The sequence below is a fragment of the Paenibacillus sp. BAC0078 genome (assembly GCF_054483875.1).
Map to the genome: position 1 here is coordinate 1 of NZ_JBTLRW010000019.1, position 19,119 is coordinate 19,119.

At 45.0% G+C, this 19,119-nt stretch carries 18 protein-coding genes; 9 read left to right on the forward strand and 9 right to left on the reverse strand.

Going from position 1 to position 19,119, the window contains the following annotated elements; all coding sequences use genetic code 11:
* Positions 1-305: 305 nt before the first annotated feature.
* Positions 306-782 (forward strand): SAM-dependent methyltransferase, encoded by a 477-nt coding sequence (locus ACX1DY_RS25335; RefSeq protein ID WP_458966973.1) that lies wholly within the window; start codon positions 306-308, stop codon positions 780-782.
* 54 nt (positions 783-836) lie between these two features.
* On the opposite strand, the gene ACX1DY_RS25340 is transcribed toward ACX1DY_RS25335, so the two are convergent.
* Positions 837-1,406 carry a GNAT family N-acetyltransferase gene (locus tag ACX1DY_RS25340; RefSeq protein WP_458966974.1) on the reverse strand — a complete coding sequence of 190 codons (570 nt, stop codon included), beginning with the start codon at positions 1,404-1,406 and terminating at the stop codon, positions 837-839.
* A 15-nt stretch (positions 1,407-1,421) separates the two neighbouring features.
* Positions 1,422-2,336 carry a helix-turn-helix domain-containing protein gene (locus tag ACX1DY_RS25345; RefSeq protein WP_458966975.1) on the reverse strand — a complete coding sequence of 305 codons (915 nt, stop codon included), beginning with the start codon at positions 2,334-2,336 and terminating at the stop codon, positions 1,422-1,424.
* A 168-nt stretch (positions 2,337-2,504) separates the two neighbouring features.
* Here ACX1DY_RS25345 and ACX1DY_RS25350 point away from each other — a divergent pair, with 168 nt between their 5' ends.
* The 5 genes from ACX1DY_RS25350 to ACX1DY_RS25370 all read left to right on the forward strand — a co-directional run bounded on the left by ACX1DY_RS25350 (position 2,505) and on the right by ACX1DY_RS25370 (position 5,945).
* Positions 2,505-2,882 carry a GntR family transcriptional regulator gene (locus ACX1DY_RS25350; RefSeq protein ID WP_458966976.1) on the forward strand — a complete coding sequence of 126 codons (378 nt, stop codon included), beginning with the start codon at positions 2,505-2,507 and terminating at the stop codon, positions 2,880-2,882.
* Positions 2,883-2,884: 2 nt separating this feature from the next.
* Positions 2,885-3,748 (forward strand): ABC transporter ATP-binding protein, encoded by an 864-nt coding sequence (locus tag ACX1DY_RS25355; RefSeq protein WP_458966977.1) that lies wholly within the window; start codon positions 2,885-2,887, stop codon positions 3,746-3,748.
* Positions 3,745-4,401 carry an ABC-2 transporter permease gene (locus ACX1DY_RS25360; RefSeq protein ID WP_458966978.1) on the forward strand — a complete coding sequence of 219 codons (657 nt, stop codon included), beginning with the start codon at positions 3,745-3,747 and terminating at the stop codon, positions 4,399-4,401. The genes ACX1DY_RS25355 and ACX1DY_RS25360 overlap by 4 nt, the downstream gene beginning before the upstream one ends.
* A 153-nt stretch (positions 4,402-4,554) precedes the next feature.
* Positions 4,555-5,145, forward strand: coding sequence for a TetR/AcrR family transcriptional regulator (locus ACX1DY_RS25365; RefSeq protein WP_458966979.1), 591 nt, complete (start codon positions 4,555-4,557; stop codon positions 5,143-5,145).
* 71 nt (positions 5,146-5,216) lie between these two features.
* Complete coding sequence (locus tag ACX1DY_RS25370) at positions 5,217-5,945, forward strand: CPBP family intramembrane glutamic endopeptidase (RefSeq protein ID WP_458966980.1); 729 nt, start codon at positions 5,217-5,219, stop codon at positions 5,943-5,945.
* Positions 5,946-5,966: 21 nt separating this feature from the next.
* Here ACX1DY_RS25370 and ACX1DY_RS25375 read toward each other — a convergent pair whose 3' ends face one another.
* The 3 genes from ACX1DY_RS25375 to ACX1DY_RS25385 all read right to left on the reverse strand — a co-directional run bounded on the left by ACX1DY_RS25375 (position 5,967) and on the right by ACX1DY_RS25385 (position 9,864).
* On the reverse strand, positions 5,967-6,593 hold the full coding sequence (locus tag ACX1DY_RS25375) for a type 1 glutamine amidotransferase family protein (RefSeq protein WP_458966981.1): 627 nt from the start codon (positions 6,591-6,593) through the stop codon (positions 5,967-5,969).
* Positions 6,594-7,020: 427 nt separating this feature from the next.
* A complete protein-coding gene (locus tag ACX1DY_RS25380) occupies positions 7,021-8,247 on the reverse strand; it encodes an RtcB family protein (protein WP_458966982.1) in 1,227 nt (408 codons plus the stop codon).
* A 42-nt stretch (positions 8,248-8,289) separates the two neighbouring features.
* On the reverse strand, positions 8,290-9,864 hold the full coding sequence (locus tag ACX1DY_RS25385; protein WP_458966983.1) for a limonene hydroxylase: 1,575 nt from the start codon (positions 9,862-9,864) through the stop codon (positions 8,290-8,292).
* Between the two features lie 229 nt (positions 9,865-10,093).
* On the opposite strand from ACX1DY_RS25385, the gene ACX1DY_RS25390 reads away from it, so the two are divergent.
* The 3 genes from ACX1DY_RS25390 to ACX1DY_RS25400 are packed head-to-tail and all read left to right on the forward strand — an operon-like array spanning position 10,094 to position 12,801.
* Positions 10,094-11,404 carry a helix-turn-helix transcriptional regulator gene (locus tag ACX1DY_RS25390; protein WP_458966984.1) on the forward strand — a complete coding sequence of 437 codons (1,311 nt, stop codon included), beginning with the start codon at positions 10,094-10,096 and terminating at the stop codon, positions 11,402-11,404.
* Entirely contained in the window at positions 11,391-12,215 is an 825-nt protein-coding gene (locus ACX1DY_RS25395; RefSeq protein WP_458966985.1) for a WYL domain-containing protein, read from the forward strand. Before ACX1DY_RS25390 ends, ACX1DY_RS25395 begins: the two co-directional genes overlap by 14 nt.
* Before the next feature lie 28 nt (positions 12,216-12,243).
* On the forward strand, positions 12,244-12,801 hold the full coding sequence (locus ACX1DY_RS25400) for an O-acetyl-ADP-ribose deacetylase (protein ID WP_458966986.1): 558 nt from the start codon (positions 12,244-12,246) through the stop codon (positions 12,799-12,801).
* Between the two features lie 246 nt (positions 12,802-13,047).
* Here the strand turns inward: ACX1DY_RS25400 and ACX1DY_RS25405 are convergent, their stop codons facing one another.
* The 4 genes from ACX1DY_RS25405 to ACX1DY_RS25420 all read right to left on the reverse strand — a co-directional run bounded on the left by ACX1DY_RS25405 (position 13,048) and on the right by ACX1DY_RS25420 (position 18,805).
* Positions 13,048-13,944 (reverse strand): ATP-grasp domain-containing protein, encoded by an 897-nt coding sequence (locus ACX1DY_RS25405; protein WP_458966987.1) that lies wholly within the window; start codon positions 13,942-13,944, stop codon positions 13,048-13,050.
* A gap of 83 nt (positions 13,945-14,027) precedes the next feature.
* On the reverse strand, positions 14,028-14,813 hold the full coding sequence (locus ACX1DY_RS25410) for a TatD family hydrolase (RefSeq protein WP_458966988.1): 786 nt from the start codon (positions 14,811-14,813) through the stop codon (positions 14,028-14,030).
* Positions 14,814-14,951: 138 nt separating this feature from the next.
* On the reverse strand, positions 14,952-17,537 hold the full coding sequence (locus tag ACX1DY_RS25415; protein WP_458966989.1) for a metallophosphoesterase: 2,586 nt from the start codon (positions 17,535-17,537) through the stop codon (positions 14,952-14,954).
* 2 nt (positions 17,538-17,539) lie between these two features.
* On the reverse strand, positions 17,540-18,805 hold the full coding sequence (locus tag ACX1DY_RS25420) for a class I SAM-dependent methyltransferase (protein WP_458966990.1): 1,266 nt from the start codon (positions 18,803-18,805) through the stop codon (positions 17,540-17,542).
* Between the last annotated feature and the right edge of the window lie 314 nt (positions 18,806-19,119).

The window sequence follows — 19,119 nt, forward strand, 5'->3', positions numbered from 1 at the left end:
ACATTTCTATCCCCGTTGATCTTTAGCTTTGGAGACGAAAAAGGAACTGTAAAAATATAACTCATAACCCACTGTCATACTTTTTAGGTCCTTATGTCAGGGTTATTGCAACGCTAGTGGTATTGTTCCAGTTACAATTAGATTTCTACAGCATAAATTCGATAAAATCCAATTAGTTCCTTCAAGATCCCATAAAATGTTATTCGATATTGCTTATTTGAAATACCACAGGCTTGTAGTGTAGAAACACATCGCTATACTGAAAATAACGGCGCCGTAAATAAACCGAATAGGAGATTTTATTTATGGAACAATTCACAGTACAAGCAATAGGAAAAGTTCGTTCAGACGTTAGAGGAATGCGCATAGAACTGGAAAAAGAGTTTATTCCCGCTCTTACCAATCTTGAAGGTTTCGGGTACATTAATGTCTTTTGGTGGTTTCATCAGAATGACAATGCAGACTCTCGTTCAAAACTCATTGAGAAAAGCCCTTATAAGGCTTCTCCAGATACCTTGGGCATCTTTGCAACACGCTCTCCGGAACGCCCGAATCCGCTAGCTCTTACTTGCGTCTATGTCACCGATCTGGATTATGACAACGGAATTATTGGACTGGCTTTTATTGATGCAGAGGATGGAACTCCTGTTTTGGATATCAAGCCGTACACGCCTAGCCTGGATAGAGTAGAATATCCCATTGTTCCCTCTTGGTGTGCAGATTGGCCTAATAATGTGGAAACCTCCGGGGAATTTGATTGGAGTGCGGTTTTTAACTTCTAACTTTTGATTTGAAGCAAAAAGGGAAGCCGTGAGTCATCAGCTCACGGCTTCCCTTTATGTTATGCAATCCACATCCGAACAAATCAAAGCATACACCGCCAAATCAACCACTCCCTTACCCTGCCAATACTGTGATTGCCGCATGATTCCTTCCTTCATGAAGTTGTTTTTCTGTAATACCTTTTGGGATTTCTCATTCGCAGGCATTACAAATGCTTGGATACGGTTAATTCCAGCGGTGTTAAAAAGATAATCAACCATTGCGCGGACCGCCTCTGTCGCGATCCCTTTGCCCCAATAGCGTTCGCTGAGCCGATAGCCTATTGTGATCATATTTACTTTAACATCATATTCAAACATCTCTGCTACACCAACAATCTCACTCGGTGCTTCGGCTGAGCAAATCCCTAGGAATATGGCTTTCTTTTTATTAAAATCCCTTTCAAAATGACCTATCATATTATGCACAGTGTCTCTGTTCTTCTTAATATCTCCGGGTATGTAAGTAAATACATTCTCATTGTTGTAGATCTCAAACAGCCCATCAATATCAGTTTCTACGATTTTTCGCAAAATAACTTTATCGGTGATTATGTGTGGAAACTCGGCATAAGGATCGCCCATATCGAATCCCTCCTGTTATATTTTTCTGCATGGCATATGCCAGTCGAGAATAACCTGCTGAGCGCCATGTTCAAGAGGATCACAGAATCTGCTGACAGTGTAAGCCTCCAGCCAATAGAAATTGTCATAAGCAAGTGTATAGCCATTCTTCTGCACCATGCTGGAAATGAGAATATATGCGTTGCTAATAATTTCGTCAAGATTCTTCGCACCAATCTGTGCCTTGGCAATGGTTCCGCCCTTAATCATTCTGCCAGTCATGCCATCCGGTACCGGAGTGTTTACTTTAAAATACTTGCCGACAATATATGTGTCCCCAAGACCGTTGTCGTTACTGAAGTCGGTCATGTAGCCGAGCCCCATACAGTCCTCCATCCCTATCTGATGCTCTTCAAGCTTCGCGAGTTTTTGGTCAAAACCCTGCTCCCAAAAAACATCCCACAGTTTGTTGGTTGTAACTCCATAGTCTTTATTGCTGATGCCAATAAGAAGCATATCCTCTGTATTCTCATATTCGAGTTTCACAAGCTCCGCCATAATTCTTCTTCCTTTCAAAACATAATATGAATCTTTATCTGCTAAAGAAAGCGGGTGGAATGCTTTTTCATTATAAATACCAGGTGTAATCATTGCAGGTGGAACAGAAAACTGCTCCTTAAACGCTCTTGAAAAAGATGAACTGCTCTCATAGCCGCATTCCATTGCTATTTCGGTTACATTGGCACTTCCCAACAGAAGCATTTCCGCAGACAAGGTAAGCTTTCTTTTTCGTACATATCCGGCTAAGGAAATATCACAGATATACGTGAAAATACGCTGATAGAGCCCCAACGGGATACCTGTCAGTTTTTCGATTTTTTGATAATCCACGTTCATAATGTCCGCTTCGAGCGTATCAATAACCTGCTGTGTTTGATCGAGCGCTTCCATGTTCACCTCTCCTTTCAATTGTATTATGCAGCATATTTTGTGATTCTGCTTTGCATTTTCTGTACAACTACTGCACTGTGGGGAACTCTTTTGACAAAATACACTCCACCTAACTATAATGTACTTATACGATAAGTACACCATAACACACTAAAAAGGAGGGGTCGTGTGGAAATCATCATCAGCAGTAATACGAGCAAGCCGATATATGAACAGATCACCTCACAGATTAAGGCAATGATTATGAGCGGAGAATTACAGACAGGCGACCCGATTCCGTCCATGCGTTCGCTCGCCAAATCCATTCATGTCAGTGTTATTACCGTTCAAAAGGCTTACGAGGATTTGCAGCGGGATGGCTTTATTGAAACGACTGTTGGGCGAGGAAGTTTTGTATCGACGCAGAACAAAGATTTCTTCCAAGAAGAACAACAGCGGAAAGCAGAAGGACATTTACAGGAGGCCGCAGATATTGCGCGTACCAGCGGTATACCACTCAGCAAGCTGGTTGAGCTTTTGACTATGTTTTACCAAGAGGAGGAATAACTATGGAACCTATCTTGCAGGTTGAGAACCTGACCAAACAATATCCTGATTTCAAGCTGGATCATGTTTCCTTTTCTATCCCGAGAGGCACGATTATGGGGCTGATTGGCGAGAATGGCGCCGGTAAAAGCACCACGATTAACGCCATTCTTGATCTTATCCGAAAGGATGAGGGAACCGTCACATTTTGGGGACAGGAACTGTCCTCTAACCCCAAGCAACTCAAAGAGGAGATAGGTGTTGTATTTGATGGCATCAACTTCTATGAGACCCTCACGCCGGCCAAGGTCGGCAAAATTTCGGCGGCTGCCTATAGACAGTGGGACGATGCCATTTACAACGGTTATTTACATAAGTTCCAGCTCGCTTCCGACAAGGAGATCAAAACATTTTCCAAAGGTATGAAGATGAAGCTCTGTATTGCAGTAGCACTCTCCCATAAGCCAAAGCTCTTGATCCTGGACGAAGCGACCAGCGGTCTTGATCCTATCATGCGTGACGATATATTAGATGTTTTCCTGGATTTTATCCAGGACGAAAACCATTCTATCCTGATGTCTTCCCACATCACCACGGATTTGGAGAAAGTGGCTGATAACATCACCTTTATTCACAAGGGGAAGGTTCTGTTCTGCAAGGCAAAGGACGAATTGCGTTACAACTACGGCATTATTCGCTGCGGGGCGGCACTGTTTGAGGAGATTGATAAATCGGAGATCCTTGCCTACCGGAAATTCGACTATCAGTGGGATGTGCTGGTTGCCGATAAGGAAAAAGCGCGCCGCAAGTATAAGACGGCAGTAGTAGACGACGCTTCTATCGACGATATTCTTCTTCTCTATGTAAAGGGGGAACAGGTACAATGAAGAGCTTGATTCTAAAAGATTTGTATAACATTGGACACAACGCAAAATCCATGGTGTTTACGCTGTTGGTTTTCGCCGTGATTTTCATCCCTTTCAGCGGACCGGAAGCCTATATTATCGCAAGTGGTGTTCTATGCAGCATGATGGTTATGACCACGTTTAGCTTTGATGACAACTCCAAATGGATGAAATACGCAATGGTTACTCCAGTTACCAAAAAAGAATTGGTCGCCAGCAAATTTATCGTTCTGCTGATTTTCTCGGTGATCGGTGCTGTCAGCGGTCTAGTGATTGGTTGCATTGGCGGCATCATCGTCCGCAAAGTTGATTACAGCAACATGAGCAACATCCTCACGCTGCTGTTTGTCACTTTGATTGGTCTAGTGATTGCGGAAATCTTGGGAAGTATGTCCATCCCGCTCTTATTTAAGTTCGGTACAGAAAAAGCCCGCACGTTATCACTTGTTTCCTTTATAGTTCCTGCTTTGATCTGCTTTGGTATCTATGAGGTTCTGATCTTCTTTGGTGTTTCTTTTACAGATCAGCTTATGGTTATCCTGCTGTGCTGCTCCCCGGTGATAGCGCTGGTGTGGAACCTGGTGATGTACAAAATCAGCTATGTGATTTTCTCAAAGAAGGAGCTTTTGTATTAAGTGGCTGCATTGAAGGCGGGGAATGGCTGCAATGTCTCTCATAATTTCGGGAAGCTATTCCCCGCCGACGTCAAAACTTGTTAACACACGATATTAGCATAGTATATTGACAATTATAAAAATAAGTTCATAATAATGATCGGGTGATTATTAATGCAGGTACTTAAAGAAGAACTTAGAACCTTGATTTTGAAAAAGGCAGAACAGGAATTTCTACAAAAAAAATTCGAGCATGCTTCCTTACGTAACATTGCAAAAGAAAGCGGCACGACCATCGGCAATATCTATCGCTACTTTTCAAACAAAGAAGCACTTTTTGATGAACTTGTCAAAAATGAATATAACGCTTTTCTTTATTTGATGGAGCATCATGAAAATGAAGAGATGCTAGATATCAATCACCAAAATGATAATAGTATCAACTGGCGTGATTATTTTCAGACTTATCTCACAAAGTTTATGCCCATCTTTACTAAACGTTTTCTACTACTCATTGATAGGAGTGAGAATACACAGTACCAATCTGCAAGGAGTATTGTTTTAAAGACCCTTGAGCAGCATTCCGATAAGCATTTTACTGAGTATGGTATTAGTACAACGCCAGGATTTACCCGTATTTTAGCTGAACAAATTCTCGCGGGTTTGCTTTTTATTATTGAGACCTGTGATGACAATGAAAGAAAACAACAACTCATCAGTGACATGTTTGCCTTTTTTATTGAGGGAACCTTGCATTTTTCATAGCTTTATTTTTTTGCCGAAATAATGATCACCTGATCATTATTAGTAAAAAACAGAAGGGATATGTCTTTTGTATGGAAAATCTCAAAAAACTACCTCTTTGGAGATCCATCGTTCTATTTGCATTACCCAGCGCTTATTTCATTGCATTAACAAAGTACTTCACGCCCTTTTTACACGAAAATCTGGGCTTACATCCTTCTCTGAGCTGGTACATAACAGGCCTTCTTGTGTTTATCCCACTGTTTGTTAGTGCTCTTTTATTCGTAAAAAGAGAAACAGGCACTCTCAATCTCCAAATATTACTTAGAAGATTGAGGTTGAAAAAACTGACAAAAAAAGATGTGATTTGGACGCTTTGCGCTACATTGTTGTCATTTACAGCCATGGGGCTCGTATGGTGGATTTCCACTCTGCTTACTCAATATTTTTCTGTTTCTCCACTGCAAACCACACCTGATTTTATGAGTTCACAGCCTCTGGAGGGCTTTCAAAAATTGTATTTGCTCGTCTGGTTGCCCATGTTTTTCTTTAATATTGTGGGGGAACAAATGCTGTGGCACGGCTATATTTTACCACGGCAGGAGCTAACCCATGGCAAATCGGCTTGGCTTGTTAACGCCTTCTGCTGGCTGCTATTTCACATTTGCTTTGGTGCCGATTTAATCATTCTTTTGCTGCCGTTGCTATTTATTGTACCTTACACAATACAAAAAACTAAGAACACCATGACCGGACTTATTGTTCATGCAATTGTAAATGGACCGATGGCAGTAGTCATCGCTTTAGGATTTTTAAAGTGAGATAGTGGTTCTAGAATTTGCTTATTGTATTGAATTCATTAACTCATAAAAATATTCAGCTTCGTGAGTCTCATAGAGCTTATACCAGGCATCTAATGTTTTTGGCGCGAACACATCCAAAGCCTTCAAGACATGTGCAGCAAATTCCAATGGAGCTACCCCTGAAGCCGTAATTAATTTTCCATCAGTAACGGCAGGCTCATTTATGTAATGCTGTTCACCTTTATAACCGGAACACACCATTTTGAGGTATCCCAAGTCATTGCTTGTATGCCGTTTTGAATCCAGCAATCCATTCTGAGCAAGCCTTACTGTAGCGCCACATATCGCTGCGACAACAATGTTCTCCTGTATACACTGCTCTGCCTTTTTTACTATTGGTTCGTGGATTGCTTCCATCCATGTATCTCCACCCGGTAAAATTAATGCATCCGTGCTTTCAATGCTGCACTCATCCAGCTTGATGTCAGGCAGTATTTTCAATCCGCCCATTGTGGTTACAGGAGTCTTTTCAATTCCCACAGTAACTACTTTTGACGGGGCCAGCCCCTTTTTATAATATCTTCCCGAGTTCAGTTCAGCAGTCAAATAACCTATCTCCCAATCTGCCATTGTATCAAATACATAAAGATATACCGTACTGTTCATTCAAAACTCCTCCTAAATGATCTATGTTTATCACCATAATAAAACAGCTTCACTGACATCTACTGTCAGTGAAGCTGTTTTATTTGACAATATGCCCGGAAACTATAAATCGTCTTATCCCCGATTTGGAAATTTTCCTTGGACTATCATGCTAGCGATAGCAAAAAATGAATCAATCCGGTCTCCACCTTCTACTCCGTTCTGGATATGTTTATAGGCTTTTGCAATGGAAAAGACCACATTATTCCCTTTCCCCAGTCCAAATCCATGCTCCGTACTCTCCCACTGAAAATCACTAGCGTTATTTTTCCGAAGCACCTCTCCTACATAGATTCCGAAAATATGATTTATCCCCAATATTTATTGCTGCATTGCAATAATCGTTTATCGTCTTATCAATATCCATATACATCCACCTTTCTCAGAATCAATCCTTATACGGATCTAACTCATCCGCTCCAGCCATGCAGACACCTATCGGTTTCAACACATGCATGACTTCAATTGTTTCGGCATGCGCATCCAGCACTTCCTGGAGCTTCCGATAAACGAAGGGGCTCTCATCCGTGCCTGCTCCGCGCAGTTCCACACCGAAATCCCGAACAGCCTTCATCATTTGTTCTGTACTAATTTGACCGCCGCTGCGGGTACGGGTCTTCCAGTTCATTTTTCCTGCTGCTTGGGTCCGGCTCATGATTCGTCCCGCTCCATGAACGGTGCTGTAGTAAGAATCCCTGTTCTCTATGCTGTTCTTCCCTTTTACGATAACGGATATATCCCCCATACTCCCGCCGATGAAACCAACCTGTCCGGGTGCGGACGGGGTCGCTCCTTTACGGACGACAACGACCTCTTTCCCGTTGTGCGTCTCTTTCCAGGCATAGTTATGATGGTTATGCACTTCAAGGTCCGCTTCCGTTCCCAGAATGGCCAACACTTGACGGATCACATAGTCCCTTCCGGCATAGGCGTAACGTCCGGCCAGCTTCATAGCCAGGGTATACATGTCGCCAAGCTCACTGCTCAGGTCAAGCAATACAGGCGGCTGATCCATCTTCTCTCCGGGAGCGTTCGCGAGAAACTCTCTGCCGGCAGTCAGGTTAATAAATCCGCTTGCTGTTTTATGTCCAAAACCCCGGCTCCCGAAATGATTGGCGATCCATAAACGGCCGGTTCCCGCTTCTTCAAACAAATCCACGAAGTGATTGCCGCTGCCGACAGTGCCGAGCTGACTTTGCGCTAACGCCTTCAGCTTGTCGTGCTCTTGCTTGCCAACCGCCTTGTAGACAGCCCAATCGGGATCATCGAAAAGATCATGGTCAACCTTTTCATTATTAACCCGGCCTACCCCGAAGGAGATTTTGCGGGCGATCTCATCCATAATCTTCGCCAATCCTGGCTTTATGTCTTGGACAAACAAATTGGTTCGCACTGCTTTATTCCCGCATGCAATATCATAACCAACGCCGGAAGGAGAGATTTGCCCGTCATATACTACCACCCCACCGATCGGTTGACTGTAGCCTTTATGGTGATCCGCCATAAGCAGGGTTTGAACCACATTGCCGGTTTCCGCGCACGTTTTTGCTTGAGCAAGCGCCCCATTGTCAGGACTTCCCCAGACACGCACGCCATCTATATTTTGATAAGCCATAAGATTATTCCACTCCTACATAAATGAATACATTTCCCGGGGTTAGAGCCCTTTTGCTTCCCGCAGCTTATGAATCCGTTCTTTTACCGAGTCGTCAGGCTCAGTCTGTGATAAATGAATAACTGCTTTGGCAAGCTGATCCCCCCATGAGGTAATGTTCCAGCCCTCTAGCGCCTTAATCGCCATGTTCCGATTTCGAATCACAGGACTGTTCAGACCGGTGAGGATCAATTCCATACCCATTCCCTCATACTGATCCAGACTCTGTAAAATGGTATCCAAATTCCTATGCGCAGCATATTCTTTGCCAAGCCCCATCTCATTGCCGGGACCTACAGCGATTTGCTGCAAAGGAAGCTGTTCGGTTGCAAATTGAACCAATTTTCGGATTCGGTTTGGATCATTCGATTTCATAAGCTGAAAGAAATGAAAGTCCTCCAGCGGGTTGTCGGCAAGCTGATCATAGAGAGTATCCCAGATATCAATGCCGAGCTTTTCGGCACAAAATACGCCATAATAACGGTCCGACGAATCACCAGTACTAACAGCATCCATAACAATGCTTCCCCACTTGACGTCGGCAATAATCAATTGACAAGCATCTCTATTATCAGTTCTTAGCTGCCCGGTCCATCCGGCCGATATTCGACCTGCCCACTCCTCCTCATCCTGAGACAAAAAGTCGAGAATGCTAAATACGGCTGACAAGTGCTTTGCTGTTGAGCCCATCTCCCGGGCCAGCCTCATGTAATCGGATATTACCTGTGGACCATACTCATAATCATCTATGTCCTCAGCCGGCCCGCCATTCAATAACGCTTCGATGATATCGGTCGCCCCGTTAAACAATTCGCTATCTACCCGATCAGTCGAGAGCGCCTCCCGCAAATCACCATTTCTCGCACAAATGCAAGCCAAATATTCGTTCATGACGCTGTTTAGGCACCCTTGGCGCAGCAACCAATCTTTTATCTCCTGACTAGATGGCTCGAGTCTCTCAACGATATGAATTTTCCCCCAACCATGAACTTGCTTAGCTAATTCAAATAGTACCTGGTTACCGTCTTCCATTCCATTATAAATCGCAACCATGGCATATAGCGTAAATTCCTCATGTCTCCCTAGTGTCAGAAGCAGTTCCTTCACTTGCTCGTTCTGAAAAAGTCCCAGCAGCGCAATTCCGAATTTGACGACATTTCGGTGTGCCGCATTCTCCACCATCCATGTCGCCTCATGGAATATTGCATCTGGTTGTAAATTGGCGTGTTTGCGCACCTCATCCAAGCTTGCGTCAATCACACCGCTTATATCCGTCTTCACAAGCTTTGCATAAAGAGCCTTTCTTGTTGAATTCTTCGGCTTCCTGGATTGCTTCGCCAGAAGCTGGACTACCTCCTGTGCCTCATCCGTCATCTTACCGGGCGATGCATGGTGTCCAAATGCTCCATCCAAACCGCCCGCTACCCACCTCATTGTACTGCCGGACCAGAATTCTTCGTCATCCGGCAAGGAACCGTCCACCGATCCGCCTTGCTTCTGAATATATGAATAAATGGAGGACTTGCCTTCCCAAAGAGGCCGTACAGCTTTATTGAAGAAAATAACCATCGTTTTCATCACCTTTTCCCCAAATTTCCTTCACCCGCTCTACCAACTGAGCTATTCCTCCACTGGGAGGAAGTTGGACCGTCACTTTATCGCGTCGGCCTTCTGTATCTATAATCACTTATTTTTGGAGCAGCGAACATGGTGAAAGTATTACGACCGGTCATAAACTTTTCCATTTCACCCAATTCTCTCCCCTGTTACAATGTAAGAAGCTGTTTCATTTGAACGGGGGATTACTTTGGCTAAAGAAAGCTTCGATAAGGAAATTCAATTCCTGCGTATGCTCGTACTGACAAGCGGTGCCTTCAGCAGACAGCAGTTCGCAGAGCGGCTCGGCATTTCCGTACACACCTTTGATAAAACAATCCGGCGGCTCAAAGAAGTTGTGAGCTCCATGCACCAGCATTTGCCGCAGGAACAAAGCAAGGAACTCTCTGAGACCATTCGGTTCAGCTATTACGATTCCACCGATCCTCTGCTCCTGTTTCTGTTCCGCGCCAAATCCGTCAAGGAATCCGAAAGCCAAAGAATCTCGCTGCTTTTAGCCGCGATGAATGAGCAGACTATGACTGCGATGGAGCTACTCGATTTATGCTGCAGCAGTCTGTCTTCCGGGCTGCCTCTGCCTGACGAGAAAACCATTCGGTCGGACCTCAAGTATTTGGAGGAGGTTGGCGTCATTAAGAAGGAGCCCGGCCCTCGTCCCTACCGGTATCGCATTCAAGATGATTTGGTCCGAAGCTTATCGGATGAAGAGCTTTTTGATTTGTATGATTTTGTGGATGTGATGGCGAACACTCAAGTCCCTTCCGTACAAGGCTATCTGCTGCGCGATGGACTCAAGAAGCAGCTTTTGCGCAATCAAGCCCGGCAGCATGCCGTCGAACCATTTTTATATAAGTATCACTATTACTCGCGGATCTTGGATGAGGCGCATCTATTCACACTCCTTCATGCCATCCGTAACCACCGCAAGGTCCGTTTTCTATACTTCTCTCCGAAGTCTGAAAAAAGCTACGCCTCCAAAAACACCAATCCCCTGTTTGAACGGGAGACGGAGGGCAAAACCCAGAAGACACTACCGCTCAAGATCGTCTATGATCATCAATATGGTAGATGGTATCTGCTTTCCCACAGCCGGGAGGGGATTCGAAAATACCGCATGGAAGGAATCACGCAAATTGAAGAGGATGAAGCCGTTGACGAGGTATGGTATGAGAAAAAGAAAAGCGAGCTTGCCGAGAAAATACGGTACAGTTGGCTGATTGATACTGGTCAGCCAGTGACGGTGCGTGCCCGATTTTATACTCCAGAAGGTTCTGAACGTAACTTCGTCAAAGAGCGGGTAATGCTGCAGGGACAGTGGGGACAGGTTGTGCTTGAAGATGAACATTCATTTATTTACGAGATCACCGTAAACGGGACTACCGAAATCAAGCCGTGGCTGCGGAGCTTCGGTTCCAGTTGTGAGGTTCTCGAGCCGCTTCGGCTGCGCCGGGAAATGATTGCCGAATGGAAGGAGATTGCGTCTTACTATGAATCTGTTTGAGAAAATATTCAATCACCAGATCATCTCCCGGCTCGAGGATTCCGGTACCTTCATGGTCACTTCGCACGAACGGGCGTGGCTGAAAACAATGCTGGAGCATCCCGCGGCGGCAGATGCTTTCAATGCGGACACTTTGGATAAGCTGCGTTCAGCTCTCGAGACGGATCAGGTTATGGATATATCCCTCCACTTGATTGAAAAAGCCCGTACGATGGAAAAGCAGGTCTACCACCCGCTCCTGCGGCCTTTGCGCAGGTACATCACGATTAAGACGAGCATCCGTATAACTTACGAGATTAAGAGTGGACGTGTGAACATGGACCAGTCTGGATTTCCGTATAAGCTGGAGTACTCCATGGTCAAACGGGAGTGGTATTTGCTCTGGTACCACACCCGGCGCCATGCCTTCATGAGCACCAGACTGAAGAATATCCATTCTGTCACGTCAGAACCTATCGAGCCATCAGCAGCGGATAGCATCCTGAAGAAGATCACGCAAACTCTTGAATCGGGTAAAAATGAAGTGGTCATTGAAATTATCCGTATGTATAACGAAGAGTTCTCCCGCATCCTGTACGCCTTTTCCAGCTTCGAAAAAAATGTGGAGTACGATACGGAGAATGATACCTATCGGGTCAGGGTCTCTCTGCTTGGGGATGAAATGGAGTATTTGCTTTCCAAGATCCGTTTTCTCGGGAAGCGAGTTCGGGTAGTTGATGGGGATTATTTAAAAAGGCGCATGCTGGAAGCATCGACGAAGGCTTTGGAGCGATACGGGGTCATTACGGAGGATGAGGAATTGACTTCGTAGTAATAAAATTTGCCTTTGGAGGAGTAGTATGGAGGACAGTATAAAGGTCAATCAAACAATCATTTCCTTGCTTAAAGGAGACATTACGAAAATAACGGCCGACGTGATCGTTAATGCCGCGAATACAAGCTTATTAGGTGGCGGTGGCGTGGATGGTGCAATTCATAAAGCCGGCGGAAAAAGCATTCTTGAGGAATGCATTAAGATCAGAGAACGGCAAGGGGGCTGTGCTGTCGGCGAGGCAGTCATTACTACAGCAGGCAACCTGCCTGCATCTTATGTCATACATACGGTAGGTCCTGTATGGAACGGTGGTAACAACAACGAAATTGAAAAACTCAAGAGCTGCTACAAAAATTCACTAAGATTTGCCTCGGATTATAAAGCCAAGAGCATTGCTTTTCCGAATATCAGTACGGGAATTTACCGTTTCCCCAAACAATTAGCCGCTGAAACGGCACTTGAGGCAGTATTAAATTATTTGAACTCTGAAAGTGCTGAGCAGAGGACGATAGAACAGATTTATTTTGTCTGCTTCGATGACGAGAATTTTGATATATATCGTAGTAAGCTCATCAAAGCTTGAAGGAAACTTCCAAAGGGAAACCCCTTGCTTGAACTACGAGAGAAATATTTGCGATTCGAACCAAAAAAACAATGAGATTAGGGGGAACTGAGATCCCCCTAACGAATCATTTTCATCAATTAATTCGAACCGTGGTCTTCCGGCTTATTCTTCTTCCCTTTTCCATTCTACCAGAGGGATGCTATTACCTTTTCCCAATGACTTTCTAAAGAATATGATTCATACTTCTCACCTCTCTTAGTTGACCTATAATTCCGATATCGAATTATAAAACTGTTCCAGGTTCGCATGACTCGGAAGCCCCGAGACCTGCCCATCCCCTATCTCAATAACCGTCCATTCTCCGCTTGTGGTTTTGGCAATATCCATCGTAAAAAACTGGCTTGCTACGCCCATGGCTAACTCTGTAAACGAATCCAGCTTAAGAATTCCCTGTTGATATACCGCCTCATCCCAATACTCCGTACACTGAATCAGCTTGTGACGAAGAAAAAACAGCCTATACTCCTTCGATAAAGGCATACCGCTTTTCGGATGCTCAGTGAGCTGCTCCAGTTGAATGAACTCACGAATCACGATTCCGCTATTAAGCTCCGTGCCTTGACGGTCGATGAAGTTCCGAATAACCATTTGAACCCTTTCTTTGTCGGATGCATCCGGTATAAAGCAGGATTCTTCCCACTCATGCTTTCTGGACTTTACGTAATCCTTGACAATGACGGGTTTGTTATCGAATATGCGTATTTTTTCAAACAGAGCGTCAAAACCATTTGAAAGTTCTTCTATTTCGAGCCAAATACTCTGTGGAGTTGCCTTTTGAATTGCCTCATAAGAATAAGGAAAATAGTGCCCATTTTTATATTCCGAAGGAGAGTTGATCAAGACGGCGTTTTTCTGCTGCAGTGCGTGATATAACTTTTCGTAATCATTCGGCTTTAGCATCCAGCCCCTATAAATGAAACTTTCAGGTGTTTCAAATGTTGGAATCCGCTTAACCGCCTGTAATAAGTTCCCGTCCAAAACCGACTCCAGGGAAAATAAAAAGACATCCAGCCCCAACTTTCGGGCACATCTATACTCATGTTCATATTCCATATCTACAGCCTTATCATTCAAAGGATCAGAACAAAACAGGATCTTCATCCGGATACCCTCCATAAAACAAAATAATGCTAACGAATCGTACTATATTTCGGTATTCCATACACCCTATACCCGTTAATACCTCAAATACCGAAAAACTCCGCCGCTGTCTCTGTCGTTACTCTAGCTACCTCTTCTGCGGGTCTGCCGATACATCGTGCTACAGTTTGCAGGATATGCGGTAGGAAAGCAGGCTCGTTCCGTCCATCCGCTGGCTTTTCCTTTAAGTCCCGCGGAGTCAAGAACGGTGCGTCCGTTTCGATCATAAGCCGATTGGGCGGAATCATTCGCACAAGGTCCCTCAGATGCTTGCCTCTTCGTTCATCGCAAATCCAGCCGGTGATCCCGATGTGGAATCCCATTTCAAGGTATGCCTTAAGCTCAGACTGAGTCCCTGTAAAACAATGGACCACCGCTTTTTGAACCGCATGTTCCTTAAGAATCGCAATAAAATCTGAAAATGCCTCCCGCTCATGCAGAAATAGCGGCATGTTTAGCTCAAGCGCCAATCGAATTTGCTCAGTGAACCATTTACGCTGCACGTCCCGCGGCGAGAAATCCCGGTTAAAGTCTAGACCGCATTCCCCGATGGCTACCACCTGTGGCCGTGCCGCTAATTCTTTTAGCTTCGTGATCGTCTCTTCGCTGCAGTTCTTCGCATCATGGGGATGTACTCCCGCAGTAGCATACAGCTTCCCCTCGTAACGTCCGGCGTAGCGGGCAGCTTCTAGGCTGTTCCTCAAGCTTGTCCCTGTAATGATAAGGGGTGCAACATGGTTTGCAATTGCTCTTTCGACGACCTGCTCACGATCCTGGTGAAAGGAACGATGCATCAGATTGACGCCGATATCAACGATTGTGTGATTCATGATTCGAGTACTCCTTTTCCTTGTTCATCCCATGATAGAGAATGGCCGGAGGATTAGCCGGAGTATATTGAACTTGGTCGAATTTTGGACCACCTGCTCAATATCTTCCGGTTTCACCTACGACCACCTTATCAAAAGTTACAGACGCGGATCAATCTCCTGCTCCTGCGCCACCTCAAACAGCAGATTAGCCACGATCTCTTTATAGGCCTCATGCTCAGGCGCAATCTCATCAAATGGCACTGCCAGCATTTGCATCCCAAGCTGGTACTCATTAAGCGAGGTACGAAGCTTTTGATTAACATTCTTTTGCCTCAGCAGCTTGCGGTATTTATGCGGAAACTTGTAATCATATCCGTAAATGATGGACAAATAATCGGGATTTCGCACCTTCATATAAGGCACCGTTTTTCCGTTCCATAGTTCCGGTTTAATCACGATTCCCTCCATATGTTTCTCCAGCGTAAGCTTAGAGAAGTAACGCTCAGCTTTCTCCAGGCAGTCCGGTTCGGACAGATCCAGATTAAGTGCCTCATCCTCCGACAGAAAAGCGTACATCTCTGAGGTCTTCCATTCCGCAATTTGTTCCTTCCCGTCTTCATACACAATTTTCAGAACGGTAAAAGGCTTATACTCCATGACCTCGTCTTCCGCATACAGCTCTAGCTGTCTTCTGTACGTTTGATAGGCCTCTATGTGCTCAGATAAAGGACTATAGGTTTCCCGGATCTCATGGACATACTTATAGTTTTGGTACACACTGGGACCGTACTTGTCGCTCAAAACAGATTTTGCGGTATGATGCTGGTCTTTTTCAAACCCGCTCGCTTCATATTCAGCAATAAGCTTATTGCGGGCTTCTTCAAAACCGTTTTGCTGCAGAAACGCAAGCTCTGTCTCAAGCGCTTTTTCAATAGGCTTAAACTGCCTTTCGATCAGCCCATCGCCCAGCGCTTTCCACGGAAGAAGCTCACCATCCAGAATCAGCATGGCAATCTTCTGTTCTTGCATATAACGACCGAATTTCATCCACAGCTTGTCGTAAATCCCCGTTAAATCCACATGATTGATCTTATAGCCGTTGCGGCTGACTGCAAAGCACTGTTCCTGATCCTGATGCAAATAAACGTTGCATCTTGAGCCCATATACTTGGGCTGCAGAACAACCTGTTGAACACCACGTTCCTTGAAATATTCGAGACCGCGCTTCAACGACTCCAGTTCATTCGTCTCATCATTCTTGTCCGCCGGTGACATGGTACCTGAGATGAAATTGATTTTTTTCCGCGAGCAGTAGTGGAGTCTGCGAATGTCATCCTCCCCAAGGTCTTGAATGGATACCTTTCGTTCGGCCTTGAATAAGGTCTTCAGGTCCTCAGTGATTACCGCTTGGCGGGACTTCCGGGACTTCATAAACGGTCTATACGAGATACTGACGGATGTCAACAGGTTGCCATGTACGCTGCCCGTGTCAATATGAATCTTATTAGCGATCCGGAAAGACTGCTTGGCCGCGACGTGCCCGAACACGTGGTATGGATGATTTTTGACCGCTTCCTCCTGCAGAAAAGCAAGCTGCTTCTCTAGCGGTGCTTCCCGGTCGATCCGGAAATTCCTTTGATGCCGAACAGAATTCGAATCCAGCTTGCCAATGTATTTATTCCGGCACGGGGCGTGAGTGACATAGAAGGACGACCCCCTAGCCCCCACATACCGCACAAATGGCTTCGAAATCGAGACCAGGTGGCGAAATATCCCCAGCAGTTCTTGATCGTTCATCAAAACTTGAGTCGAGTCAAAATACGTATGTAGCAGTTCCTGATCTACACCGTTAATTTCACCCTTGATATACTTATCAACGAAATTTTCATGATTCCCAAGCACGAAGTAAAAGTGCTCCTGATTATCGTACAGAAACTGAACGATATCCTTCGTTTGTTTACCCTTGTCAATCCAGTCTCCGACCAATATTAGCCTGGTTTGCTTCAGCTTATCTGTCACAACAAGCTTTCCCGCTTCGATCCTGTAGCCGTAATCGAGCAGCAGCCCCTTCAAATCGTCCACACATTCGTGTACGTCTCCGATAATGATGTACTGTTGATCCTGAGGGAGAATAGTCGCCAAGTAAGCATCCAAATCCTCAACTATTATTTTATACTCAGGATTCGCCCTTCCCGCTTCCGCCACATAAAAATCTTTTGCACGCACTTTATGGATCTTGCCGTATCCCTCGCGGGGCAGCGTGCCGAGCACCTCCTTTTTCAGCCGGTTTATGTGAGTCGTGATCAGCTTCTTCGAACGGTCCGATGCGTAGTAATCTTCCCGCTTCCGGTAATCGAAGACGATGACCTCGAGATTGTAGTTATTTTGAAACGCACTCTCCTTCACCTTGGCCCGAAAATCCTCGGATAACCCGGTTGTATCGACGACTACAAACTCCGCATTGACCGGAAAGGAAGTCACCATCTTCAATCTTTCAAACAGCAGGTGAAAAGCTTGCCCGCTGGACTCGAGCATCACCTGATCATACTTGTCGTATTCATATCCGAGGACCTCTTGGCGGATCTGATCGGAGGACAAATATTGAACGTTAGCCCTGACATTCCGGCTGGCATCCTCAAAACGTAGCCCGGGAATTAACACTTCCTTGGCAAACGTCGTTTTGCCGCATTCCGTAGACCCGATTAGCATGAAAATCGTGTGAACCTTCGTTTGGATATCCATTGTTACGCCCCCCTTTTCTTAAGAATGACGCCCTGCGTAGTCTGGATATTGTTAACACCGTCTCCGACAGCTACGAATTCGGCATGCAGATTCGTTTCCTTAATTACATCATGCATCCAACGTCGAAACGCTTCTTCACCCATCTCCCACTTATGATCGTCATGCCGGAAATCGCTCAGCTCGTAGTAGTGGTTAAAGTCGGCGTTGGGTGTTGTAATGATGAGGTTGTCAAAATCGACATGTGCGCAAATTTGAAGAATCAGTTGCTTGGCCTCATCCTGACTCATATGCTCGATGACCTCTGTCAAAACCACATCAACCTGCTCCCCATTGTAGTTTTCCAGGAACTGATTAATCGAGCCGAATGTGGCGATGTTGTCGATTTCTTTGGACTCCGCTTTACGCAATACCTTCTCCAACACCTCTTCATTGATGTCGACAGCATAGTAGCTGCCTTCGATCTTCCCCGCAAAAGAAATCGCATAAAAACCTTCTCCGCATCCCACATCCAATATCGACTTGTCGAAGGCCAGAGCGCTTCCGATATAATTTCTCCGCTGGAGAGCCGTGCCCCCGTAGGCGAATTTAATATCGTAGCGGTCAGTTTTCTCAAGCTCCGCTTTGTATTTTTGAAAACGGCCCTTGGTGGACAAGAAATTTCGCACAAAGAGGCTGCGAATATAAAACGGCGCATCAATCACATTCATGCTCTTGATGTACTTATCCAGGACGCTGTCCGAGATATCAATATATTCGTTTCCGAACATCGAGAGGAATAAGCACAATACACTAACAGCATGTAAAAGATGATACAGGCTCCTCTGTGTCGTAACTGTTAGGGAGTAGCTCTTATGGGCTTGATGGGTGACTTCGAAAGTAAAATCCTTCAGGTGCTTCTCAAAAAACTCGATATACCGGACCAGTTCGATATGTATCATATTAATGAACAAGGTATGCTCGTAACCGTCAGTGTCCCGTTCGTCCTGGGCCTTAAGCGGCGTAGAGAAAAATTCGTTAATCGCATTCAGCGGAAATAAGGGCGTGTTGTATCTCGATACATTCAGATATTCGAAGTTCTCATTTTCGTGCTGTTTATAAGAGATCTCATTATCCGCATCTTTAAAATACACATTAAAGGTCTGCTCATCCGTATACCAGCCATATACCATGCCCCTGCGGATCGAGCGAAGCATCATGCCAGAGTTCGGATTTTTCTTAATTAAAAACGAAAACTGCGGGTTGGTGGATCTGACTTGAACGATTGCCATCTTCATCTACTCCTAAATTACAAATTGGGACCTTGAGCGGGTAACCATCCATGCGCCTCGATGATCACGACCTCTGATCGTATTTTCGCTTACTTATATGCAATCGAACAGGGTGAATGTATTACGAGCCAGGGAATTAACCCACTCCGTCAAATATAACTTTCCAAAATCCTCCTTACAACCTTTAAATTGTTTTTCGTACCTTATCCTCTTAATGGAGCGTCCACTGATAGCAAGGAGAAAGCCCTTTTGTAATAAGAGGGAAGTAATCATATATCGTTCATCTTCGCCTTCTATAAGAAAGCATCTTGCCA